Source organism: Histophilus somni 2336 (assembly GCF_000019405.1).
Taxonomy (GTDB): domain Bacteria; phylum Pseudomonadota; class Gammaproteobacteria; order Enterobacterales; family Pasteurellaceae; genus Histophilus; species Histophilus somni.
Window position 1 is genome coordinate 395020 of the sequence record NC_010519.1, and the last position, 11678, is coordinate 406697.

At 36.7% G+C, this 11678-nt stretch carries 9 protein-coding genes; all 9 read left to right on the top strand.

Annotated elements, in window-relative coordinates; translation table 11 throughout:
• Position 1 precedes the first annotated feature (1 nt).
• The 9 genes from mscK to pilW all read left to right on the top strand — a co-directional run bounded on the left by mscK (position 2) and on the right by pilW (position 11611).
• The gene (gene mscK, locus HSM_RS01825) at positions 2 to 3298 is read left to right on the top strand and encodes a mechanosensitive channel MscK (protein ID WP_012341214.1); all 3297 of its coding nucleotides are present in this window, start codon (positions 2 to 4) and stop codon (positions 3296 to 3298) included.
• A gap of 15 nt (positions 3299 to 3313) precedes the next feature.
• On the top strand, positions 3314 to 4396 hold the full coding sequence (gene aroC / locus HSM_RS01830) for a chorismate synthase (RefSeq protein WP_011609360.1): 1083 nt from the start codon (positions 3314 to 3316) through the stop codon (positions 4394 to 4396).
• A 32-nt stretch (positions 4397 to 4428) separates the two neighbouring features.
• Entirely contained in the window at positions 4429 to 5268 is an 840-nt protein-coding gene (mepA, locus tag HSM_RS01835; protein WP_012341215.1) for a penicillin-insensitive murein endopeptidase, read from the top strand.
• Between the two features lie 10 nt (positions 5269 to 5278).
• Positions 5279 to 6049 (top strand): TSUP family transporter, encoded by a 771-nt coding sequence (locus HSM_RS01840; RefSeq protein ID WP_012341216.1) that lies wholly within the window; start codon positions 5279 to 5281, stop codon positions 6047 to 6049.
• Positions 6050 to 6072: 23 nt separating this feature from the next.
• Positions 6073 to 7026 carry a lauroyl-Kdo(2)-lipid IV(A) myristoyltransferase gene (gene lpxM, locus HSM_RS01845; protein ID WP_012341217.1) on the top strand — a complete coding sequence of 318 codons (954 nt, stop codon included), beginning with the start codon at positions 6073 to 6075 and terminating at the stop codon, positions 7024 to 7026.
• A 70-nt stretch (positions 7027 to 7096) separates the two neighbouring features.
• Positions 7097 to 7636, top strand: a complete 540-nt coding sequence (apt, locus tag HSM_RS01850; RefSeq protein WP_012341218.1) for an adenine phosphoribosyltransferase — start codon at positions 7097 to 7099, stop codon at positions 7634 to 7636.
• A 30-nt stretch (positions 7637 to 7666) separates the two neighbouring features.
• Positions 7667 to 9670: a DNA polymerase III subunit gamma/tau gene (gene dnaX, locus HSM_RS01855; RefSeq protein WP_012341219.1), complete on the top strand. Its 2004-nt coding sequence runs from the start codon at positions 7667 to 7669 to the stop codon at positions 9668 to 9670.
• A gap of 252 nt (positions 9671 to 9922) precedes the next feature.
• The gene (locus HSM_RS01860) at positions 9923 to 11041 is read left to right on the top strand and encodes a bifunctional tRNA (adenosine(37)-C2)-methyltransferase TrmG/ribosomal RNA large subunit methyltransferase RlmN (RefSeq protein WP_012341220.1); all 1119 of its coding nucleotides are present in this window, start codon (positions 9923 to 9925) and stop codon (positions 11039 to 11041) included.
• Between the two features lie 30 nt (positions 11042 to 11071).
• Positions 11072 to 11611, top strand: a complete 540-nt coding sequence (gene pilW, locus HSM_RS01865) for a type IV pilus biogenesis/stability protein PilW (RefSeq protein ID WP_012341221.1) — start codon at positions 11072 to 11074, stop codon at positions 11609 to 11611.
• Positions 11612 to 11678 lie beyond the last annotated feature (67 nt).

The following is an 11678-nucleotide window of genomic DNA, read 5'->3' on the forward strand; positions in this document are numbered from 1 at the left end:
TATGAAGAAGATAAAAAATAAATTCAAACAAGTTGCCATGATTGGCTTATTCTCTTTAGCTCAGTTTGCACTGGCAGGAGCAATTTTGACCGAAAATGATGTAAAGATGCGACTTGATGAGATTAAAAAAATCGAACAACCCCAGCAAGAAGATAAAAGTGCGGTGCAAAACTTGGAAGAAACATTGTTTCTCTTAGGAAAAATAGCAAAACAGAAAGAAGACAATCTAAAGTTACAAAAACTGATTCAAGATGCACCAAATGAGCAAAAGAACATCAGAGAGGAAATCACTACGTTAAAAGAGGCGTTTGTTGTTCGTGATTTTGATAATTTGTCCATCGGGCAATTAGAGGATAACTTAGCAAAAATACAATCCGAATTACAACAAGTTCAAGCTGATTTAGTACAAGCTAATGCACAGTTAGTTAATCAACATTCCGCAACAGAGCGGGCACAAAGTGCGTTAAGTGCCAATATTGTTCGTACACAAGAAATTGATAAATTGTCTTTTAGTGTTGATATTGCACCTGAGGAGCAAAATAAATTAGCTACAGAAAGTGCGTTAATTGAATTACAAAATGACTACAATCAAACTGTATTACAAGGGAATAATGAACTCACCGCACTTTATACTTTGCAATTGGAATTGAAAAATCTTGTCCAACAGCATTTACAAGCTACGCAAACTGCGTTACAGACGGAAATTAATCGACGTAAATTAGTGCAAACTGAGCAACAGGTGGAGCAACTAAAACAGACTCAAAAGGAAGCAGAGGGTAATCCGTTATTAGTTCAGCAACAACAAATTAATATTCAGATTGGGCAAGATTTAGTGGAACAAACAACTAAGCTGAACGTTTTGTCGCAAGACAATTTGCGTATTAAATCTGTTTTGGATAATTTTCAACAAACTGAACGTAATATTAATGAACAAATTAGTGCTTTACAGGGAACTTTAGTTTTATCTCGAATTATTAATAAGCAAAAGCAATTATTACCGCACGATAGGATGATTACAGGATTATCAAATCAAATTGCCGATTTACGTGTGAAAATTTTCGATTTAACGGAGTTAAGAGATAGCCTTTATGATATTGACGGTTATATTTCCAATATAGAAAGAAAGCAAGGGGTTACTTTTGGAATAGCTGAACACGCACAGCTCACCAAAATTTTACGGGAGCGTCAGAAGGGTATTTCTGATTTGGTGTCTATTTTAAATGATCAACTCAATCTTTCAATCAATATTGAATTAAATCAAAAACAAGTCAATTTAATTAGTGATACTTTACAAGAAAAACTCCAACAACAAAGTTTCTGGGTTAAGAGTAATACACCTATTGATTTGGATTGGGTTAAGCGTTTTCCTTCACTACTAAAAATAGAATTGGAGGATATTCGTACGCAATTTAATTTCAACAATTGGCAAGATAATATTATTTCTGCCACTGCGTTAATTGTTTTCCTTTTATCCATCGCCTTTTTTATTTCTTGGCGTAAAGAAAAAATTAAGCAACGGTTGAATTATATTAATAGCAAAATTAATACGTTACAGGAAGATAGACAGCTTTACACTCCGGAAGCTGTTTTTTGGACGATTATTCTTTGTTTACCGATGACGTTAGTTGTCTTAGTCGGTTTAATTGTTATTACTTTTATTTGTTTTAATGATCCTGAAAAATTCTGGTTGTGGTCAGTAAGAATGTCGGGTTATTGGTGGCTTTTCGCTTTTATGTTAGCGATGTTACGCCCAAATGGCCTTGCTTATCGTCATTTTAGTATGCCTAAATATAATGTAGAGCTTTTTTCCAATGTGATGAAACGATCAGTATGGATTACTGTTCTTTGGCTTAATGCCTCTATGTTTACTTATTTAGATGGAGGAATTGCTAATGATGTGATTGGTCAATTGATGACAATTGCGGTCTTAGTTATTTCACTGTTTATTATTGGACCTCGTATGCGTTATGCAGTCCAAGCTTATGAAAAAAACTCAGAAAAAAAACCTTTCCTAAAAGTTTTCCGCATTGTGTTGCTACTCTCTCCTATTATTCTCATTGTGTTGGTAGTTTTAGGTTATTACTACACTACGTTAAATTTGATGGATCATTTAATGTCTTCTTATTTTGCTTTGATGATATGGATAGTAATTCGCAATATAGTGTATAGAGGATTTACTATTTCTGCTCGTCGTTTAGCTTATCGTCGTTTGCAAGAAAAACAAAAGAAAACACAGGTACAATCTCAAGATGTGGTGGATAAAGAAGAGTTTAACCTTAATACACAAGAGGAAGTTTTAGCAATTTCAGCCGTTAAGGATCAAGTTTTGCGAGTGATGGATTTAGTTTTACTCGTCGGCTTAATCGGTATGTTCTATTGGGTTTGGTCTGATTTAATTACGGTAGCTTATTATTTGGAAGGCGTAACGTTATGGAATCAAACCGCCATAACAGAAGTTGGTACAGTTATTGAAACTATTACCCTGTGGAATTTGTTATTAGCACTGATTATTTTAGGCATCACGTATGCTTTAGTGCGAAATATTGGTGGGGTATTGGAAGTATTAATTTTTTCAAGAGTTAATTTCTCACAAGGAACACCTTACACCATAACAACTTTACTGATTTATTTTATCATTGCAATCGGTAGTGCTATGGCATTCTCTACTTTGGGTATGTCATGGTCAAAATTACAATGGTTATTTGCCGCACTTTCTGTTGGTTTAGGTTTTGGTTTGCAGGAGATCTTTGCTAACTTTGTATCAGGTATCATTATTTTATTTGAACGTCCTGTTCGGATTGGTGATTTTGTAACAATTGACAATTTTTCAGGAACTGTGTCAAAAATTAGAATTCGTTCCACAACAATTATCGATTCTGATAAGAAAGAAGTTATTGTACCCAATAAAGCCTTTGTAACAGAGCGAATTGTGAATTGGGCATTGACCAATTCTATGACTCGTGTTGTGATTGGTGTCGGTGTGGCTTACGGTTCAGATTTAGAATTGGTTCGTAAGTTGTTGTTGCAGGCAGCGTATGAAACACCTACGGTTTTAAAAGAACCGGAACCGTCTGCTTATTTTATAGCGTTTGGTGCAAGTACATTAGATCACGAATTGCGGGTTTATGTGGGTAAATTGTCAGATCGTATGACTACACAAGACTTTTTAAATCGTCGTATTAATGAACTATTTGCACAACATAATATTGAAATTGCATTTAATCAGTTGGATGTATTTATTAAAAATCAAACAACAAATGAAGAAGTAAAAGTACTTTCAGAGAATTTACAAAGATAAAAGGAATAAAAAAATATGGCGGGAAATAGTATTGGGCAACTTTTCAGGGTAACGACATTTGGAGAATCCCATGGTATTGCGTTGGGCTGCATTGTAGACGGTATGCCGCCCGGACTTGCTTTATCCGAAGATGATATTCAGCCGGATTTGGACCGTCGTAAACCGGGAACTTCAAAATATACTACGCCACGCCGTGAAGAGGATAAAGTACAAATTTTGTCCGGTGTGTTTGACGGAAAAACCACAGGAACAAGTATCGGTATGATAATTAAAAATACCGACCAACGTTCGCAAGACTATGGTGAAATAAAAGATCGTTTTCGTCCGGGGCATGCTGATTTTACTTACCAGCAAAAATATGGTTTACGTGATTACCGTGGCGGAGGGCGATCTTCTGCACGTGAAACAGTGATGCGTGTAGCAGCGGGGGCAATTGCTAAAAAATATTTGCGTGAGTATTTTGGTATTGAAGTACGAGGTTATTTATCACAAATCGGTGAGATAAAAATTGATCCGCAAGTGGTAGCCGATGTGAGTAAAATTGATTGGGCGAAAGTAAATAGCAATCCATTTTTTTGTCCCGATGAAAGTGCGGTGGAAAAATTTGATGAATTGATTCGAGAATTGAAAAAGGCAGGAAATTCTATTGGGGCGAAATTAACCATTGTTGCTGAACATGTGCCTGTCGGTTTAGGTGAGCCTGTTTTTGATCGTTTAGATGCGGATTTAGCTCATGCTCTCATGGGAATTAATGCGGTAAAGGCGGTAGAAATTGGTGACGGTTTTGCGGTTGTTGAACAAAAAGGAACGGAACATCGTGATGAAATGACACCGGAGGGGTTTTGTTCCAACCATGCCGGCGGTATTTTGGGCGGGATTAGCTCTGGGCAACCGATTATCGCTACCATTGCGTTAAAGCCTACTTCGAGTATTACTGTTGTAGGGCGTTCAGTGAATTTAAATAATGAGCCTGTTGACGTGATTACTAAGGGACGGCATGATCCTTGTGTGGGAATAAGAGCTGTTCCAATTGCTGAGGCGATGATGGCTATTGTTTTATTGGATCATTTATTACGCTTTAAAGCACAATGTAAATAGAACACATAACTATGTTAAGAAAGGTAAAGTTAATGCTGAAAACTGCGGTTTTTTTTACCGCACTTTTTTTCACTCAGATATTAAGTGCCAATCCACAATATTGGCAATCAGTGAAACGGCCTATTCATGGTGAGGCAATGCCTATAGGAAGTTATAATAATGGCTGTCTTATTGGTGCGGAAGCATTGCCCTTTAATGGTGAGGGATATCAAGTTATTCGTACTAATAAAAATCGTTATTATGGACATCCCGATATGATTGCTTATTTGCAACGTCTCGGTAAAAAAGCAAAACAGGCAGGTCTTCCAACGATTTTAATCGGTGATATTGCTATGCCGGGAGGAGGACGATTTTTAACAGGACATGCCAGTCATCAAATGGGACTTGATGCAGATATTTGGTTGCGTTTAGGTAAACTTTCGGCTAAAGATGCACAAGATCCAAGTGGAATGGGACTGTTGGTTGTTGACCGAAAAAAACAGAGAGTCATTGATAAATTGTGGTCAAAAGATCATGAAAATCTGATTCGTTTAGCAACTCAAGATCCACAGGTCAGCCGAATTTTTGTAAATCCTGCGATTAAGTTGAAATTATGCCAAACAGTAAAAGGTGATAGAAATTGGCTACAAAAAATTCGCCCTTGGTTTGGGCATGATAGTCATTTCCATGTGCGTTTAACTTGTCCAAAAGATGCTAAATACTGTGAAAATCAATTGCCAATTCCGGCGGGAGAGGGATGCGGTGAAGAACTTTATTCTTGGTTTAAACCTGCTAAACCAAGTGAATTTAAGCCCAAAAAAGTGGTGCCGGAAGCCCCTTTTCTTTGTCAACAGTTAATAAGTGCACCAAATCGTCATGAATGGTTAGAATAGGAATAATACGATGGTAGAAATGAGTATTCAGTTAATGTTAATTTTGTTTTTTGTCGCTATGATAGCCGGCTTTATTGATGCAATGGCAGGCGGTGGCGGTTTGATTACTATTCCTGCACTATTGATGACTGGTATGTCGCCGGCATTGGCACTTGGTACGAATAAATTACAGGCTTGTGGCGGTTCTTTTTCTGCAAGTTTATATTTTTTACGCAAAAGAGCGGTAGATTTACGTGCTTTTTTGTTGATTATTGTCATGACTTTTTTGGGGGCTGCATTAGGCACTTTATCTATCCAAAGTGTTGATGCAATCTTAATTAAGAAAGTTTTGCCTTTTTTGGTTTTGATTATTGGCTTATATTTTTTATTGACTCCATCACTTGGTAATAAGGATAGACAACCCCGTATTTCTTATAGTTTATTTGCATTCAGTATCGGTCTGACAGTTGGTTTTTATGATGGTTTTTTTGGTCCCGGAACAGGCTCTTTACTGACTCTTGCTTGTGTAAGTTTACTCGGTTTTAATTTAGCAAAAGCAACGGCACATGCAAAAGTGTTAAATTTTACTTCGAATATTGCATCATTGCTTTTTTTCTTACTTGGAGACCAAATTTTTTGGAAGTTGGGCTTGGTCATGATGCTTGGGCAATTTATTGGTGCTAATTTAGGCGCTAAAATGGTATTAACGAAAGGAAAAACCTTAATTCGTCCTATGGTTGTATTAATGTCTTTTATTATGACGGTTAAAATGGCTTATGAGCAAGCTTGGTTTAGCTGGTAAACCGATGAATTATTGGAGTAAACATGACAGAAAATAATGATTTACGTTTAACCGCACGGGTCGGATATCAACCTCATTACTCTTGGTCCTATTTATTGCCTAAATATTGGGGTATTTGGCTCGGTATTTTTGCTTTAGTAATTTTAGCTTTTGTTCCTTTTCGCTGGCGAGATAAATTGGCGACAAAATTGGGCAGAATTATCGCTCGTAAAGCGAAGAAACAGAGACATCGTGCTGATGTTAATTTGCGTTATTGTTTTCCGCATTGGTCAGAAAAACAGCGTAATGAAGTGATTGAAAATATGTTTATTACTGTTACTCAAGTGATGCTTGGGATCGGTGAAATTGCATTACGTTCAAAAAAACACCTGAAAAAACGTAGTGAGTTTAAAGGGTTAGAGCATGTTCAGCAGGCAAGAGAGGTAGGAAAAAATATTATTTTAATGGTGCCACATGGTTGGGCAATTGATGCGTCGGGGATCATTTTACATGCACAAGGAATAGCGATGACTTCTATGTATAACCCACATCAAAACCCTCTTGTGGATTGGTTATGGACGATGACTCGTCAGCGGTTCGGTGGAAAAATGCATGCTCGTCAAAATGGAATTAAGCCTTTTCTTAATCATGTAAAGAAAGGTGAAATGGGCTACTATTTACCTGATGAAGATTATGGTGAGGAATTGAGTGTTTACGCTGATTTTTTTGCTACTTATAAAGCCACTTTGCCGGGATTAAATAAAATGGCAAGGTTGGCAAAAGCTGTTGTTATTCCGATGTTTCCACGTTATAACGCACAACGTGGGAAGTATGAAATAGAAATTTGTGCACCTTTAGAATTAACGGAAGATCCAGAACAATCGGCGAGAATGATGAATCAAGCAATCGAATACTTTGTTACTCCAACACCGGAGCAATATGTCTGGATTTTACGCTTATTAAAAACCCGCAAAGATAATGAAGATATTTATCGTTAGCTTGGGCAATTTGTGCTAAACTTTGTGCCGTTTTGTTGAATAAACTTTTCTCATAGAATCAGGGAATAAAATGAATAAATTAGAATTGATTAAATCCTCTATTAAATCTATTCCAAATCACCCCAAAGAAGGAATTATTTTCCGTGATATTACCAGCCTTACTGAAGTACCTGAGGCATTTCAAGCAACAATTGACTTAATTATTGAGCGATATAAAAGTAAAGGAATTACTAAAGTGATCGGTACTGAGAGTCGGGGATTTATTTTTGGGGCGCCTGTTGCTTTGGCGTTAAATGTTCCCTTTATTTTGGTACGCAAACCGGGCAAATTACCTCGTGAAACTATCGCACAATCTTACCAGTTGGAATATGGGCAAGATACCTTAGAAATGCATGTAAGTTCTATTCAAGCCGGTGATAATGTACTTGTGATTGATGATTTATTAGCAACTGGTGGAACTATTGAAGCGACTGTAAAACTGGTAGAGCGTTTACAAGGTCAAGTTAAGCATGCCGCCTTTGTTATTAGTTTGCCGGATCTCGGTGGTGAGGTTCGTTTACGTGAACTTGGTGTGGAGCCATTTACTTTAGTCGAATTTTCAGGTCATTAATTTCTTCAAATTAATAGAGATAGATAGGCAATGAGTTATCAAGTATTAGCAAGGAAATGGCGTCCTAAAACTTTTTCTGAGGTTGTGGGTCAAGAGCATATTTTGACCGCACTTTCTAATGGGTTATGCGAAAATCGCTTGCACCATGCCTATTTGTTTTCTGGCACTAGAGGCGTTGGAAAAACTTCTATTGCACGTTTATTTGCCAAAGGTCTGAATTGTATTAGGGGGGTTACGGCAGAACCTTGTGGTGAATGTGAACATTGCAAGGCTATTGAGGAAGGTCGTTTTATTGATTTAATTGAAATTGATGCTGCTTCACGAACTAAAGTAGAAGACACCAGAGAGTTGCTTGATAACGTGCAATATAAGCCTACTCAAGGTCGCTATAAAGTTTATCTGATAGATGAAGTGCATATGCTTTCTCGTCATTCTTTTAATGCGTTGTTGAAGACGCTGGAAGAACCGCCTGAATACGTAAAATTTTTATTGGCAACAACAGATCCGCAAAAGTTACCGATTACGATCCTCTCACGTTGCATGCAATTTCATCTAAAAGCTTTATCAGAAAAACAAATTGCACAGCATTTAGAATTTATTTTACAACAAGAAAATATTCCTTTTGAATATCCTGCTTTGGAAAAATTGGCAACAGCTGCACAAGGTAGTATTCGAGACAGTTTAAGTTTAACTGACCAAGCTATTGCTATGGGCAACGCTAATGTAAGTTTGGATACAGTAAGTATCATGCTGGGCTTATTGGATGACAATCAGCCTATTGATATTTTATATGCGTTACAGCAAGGCAATGGTGAAATGTTAATGAAGGCAATTCAAGCTGTAGCGGAAAAAGGTGCTGATTGGGATAAGTTACTGGTAACTTTAGCGGAAAAATTGCATCAAATTGCCATGCTACAACTTCTGCCACAGCAAATAAATGAAGAAAACTCGCTTGGATTTTTAGCTAAACATATTACGCCGGAAGATGTACAGTTTTTTTATCAGGTTATTGTTAGCGGGCGTAAAGAATTAGCATCTGCCCCCAATCATCGTATTGGTGCCGAGATGATTTTGTTGCGATCCTTAGCGTTTCACCCTAAGTTCATTAGTCCTTCTTCAGCAGCACCAATAGAACAAAGTGCGGTGCAAAAATCACAAAATATTGTTCAACCGCCTTTAGTTGAGATGCCCGTTGTTTCTGTTGCCGAGCAATTACCTTCGCAAAATCTCATTCGTAAACCAACGATAGCAGATAAGGTCGATACTAAGTTAAGTACAACAGCTTTAAGTGCTTTAGAAGCGTTAGAACAGTTGTCACAACCTAGTGATCATTCAGATAGCGAAAAAAAAAACTCGCCGATAGATAATATTTATGATATTTCTTTAAGAGAAAATACTGAAAATATCTCCGCACTTCCTGTTCTAAATGTTGTGCCTAAAGATGTTGATAATGCACTTAAGACGGTTACTGTCATTGATAAGAGTGATCATAGAAGTGATGAAATTCAAGAGGATAGTGCTGAGAATTATCGTTGGGAATGGCGAAATCCGGAAATGGCGGTTGAGGAAAAGGCTATTCGTCCTTCTGAAATAAAGCAAGCTATTTTAGAACAAGCTTCTCCGGAGCTCATACAACGTATAATTGCTACGGCACAAGAAAGAGATGATTGGACTCGGATCATTGAGCAATTACCTTTGAGAGGTATGACAAAAGACATGGCGTTAAATACCGTTCTATTAAATCAATCGGGGGATCAGATCGTTTTATCCTTAATGTCTGATAAACAGCATTTGTTAGATCGTTGTCATAAAGAATTAAAGCAAGCATTATCGGATTTCTATCAACGTGATATTCAGTTATTAATCACACCTACTGACGATAAAAATTTAGCCACTCCTTTATATTATCAAAACTTAGTTTATCAAGAGTTTAATGAGCAAGCTAAAAAAGCGTTACAAGAAGATAACAGCCTAAAATTATTAGAAAAAGAATTTGCCGCTACGCTGGATTTGGATAGTGTTAGACCGATTTGACATTTTTACTACGATTTAGATATTGTCTTGAGCTTTGAGCAATGATTATATAATGATGAAAAAAGCTAAAAATCGACCGCACTTTTTCTTTATTTGCGATCCGGATCGCATAAATGTTTTTTGATGACAAATTCTCTTTTCCCAAATACAAGAAAATTGCTAGATTAATCCTATTGAACAAAGTACAATCTCCGCCTCTTTTTGATCATCAATGAATGCCATAAGGTGTAATAACGGGGCAATAAATAATAAATGTCGGACAAAATTAATTTAATGAATTTAACTCGTCAGCAAATGCGAGCATTTTTTCAGGAGTTAGGTGAAAAACCTTTTCGAGCAGATCAGTTAGTTAAATGGATTTATCATTTTGGTGAAGATAATTTCGATCATATGACTAACATTAATAAAAAATTACGTGAAAAATTAAAAACTGTTGCTGAAATTAAAGCTCCGGAAATTGCAGTTGAGCAACGTTCAGCTGACGGTACGATCAAATGGGCAATGCAAGTAGGAGATCAGCAGGTAGAAACCGTTTATATTCCCGAAACGGATCGTGCTACGTTATGTGTATCTTCACAAGTAGGGTGTGCATTAGCCTGTACTTTTTGTTCAACGGCTCAACAAGGTTTTAACCGCAATTTAACTGTATCTGAAATTATTGGACAGGTTTGGCGAGCTTCAAAAATTATCGGTAATTTCGGTGTTACCGGTGTTCGTCCTATTACAAATGTGGTCATGATGGGAATGGGAGAGCCATTATTGAATGTGGCTAACGTTGTACCAGCAATGGAAATTATGTTGGACGATTTTGCTTATGGTTTATCTAAGCGTCGAGTGACTTTATCCACTTCCGGTGTTGTTCCGGCACTAGACAAACTGAGTGAAATGATTGATGTGGCATTGGCTATTTCTTTGCATGCACCGAATGATGAATTGCGTAATGAAATCGTGCCTATTAATAAAAAATATAATATTAAAATGTTGATGGAGAGTGTTAATCGCTATTTAAATGTTTCAAATGCAAATCATGGTAAGGTAACCATTGAGTATGTTATGTTAGATCATATTAACGATGGGACTGAACATGCACATCAATTGGCAGAGGTTTTGAAAAATACACCGTGCAAAATTAATTTAATTCCTTGGAACCCGTTTCCGGATGCACCTTATGCCAAGAGTTCAAATACACGCATAGATCGTTTTCAAAAAACTTTGATGGAGTATGGTTTTACAGTTATTTTACGCAAAACAAGAGGTGATGATATTGATGCGGCATGTGGTCAACTTGCTGGTGATGTGATAGATAGAACAAAGCGGACGGCACAGAAAAAACGGTTTGGAAAAGAAATCGGCACTCATCAAATTTATTAACTATTTTTAATGTATAAGGAGAGAAAACTAATGCGATATCGGACTATATTTACTTTTATTATATTCTCTCTTTTTCTTTCTGCTTGCGTTTCTCAGCCTACAACTGGTCGCTTTAATAAGCAACAAGCTGCAAAAGCACGAATTGAGTTAGGTTTAGGTTATTTAAAATTACGCAATTTTTCTCAAGCAAAACTTAATTTTGATAAAGCTTTATTCTATCAACCTGACTATTATTTGGTACATTCGGCTTTTGCCTATTTATATCAATTACAAGGTGATATTTCGCAAGCGAAATCCTCTTATGAAAAAGCCATCAGTTTGGATAAGTCGCAAGGTGATGTGAAAAATAATTATGGTGCATTTTTATGTAGTCAGGGCGAATTTGCTCGTGCTTATGAGTTATTTGAGCAGGCACTTACTACGCCTAATTATTATCAGCAAGCGGATACCTATGCAAATATCATAATTTGTGCAGAGGCGGAACATAATATTCCACGTTATCAGAAATTTTTACAGTTACTGAAGAATATTGATCCCAAAAGAGCGGAGGAAATAAAGAAAGTTTCTTAGCTTAGTTAGCGTGAGTTGAAAGATCAAAAATGGCAAGACTGTCTTCTTGCCATTTTTATTATATTAT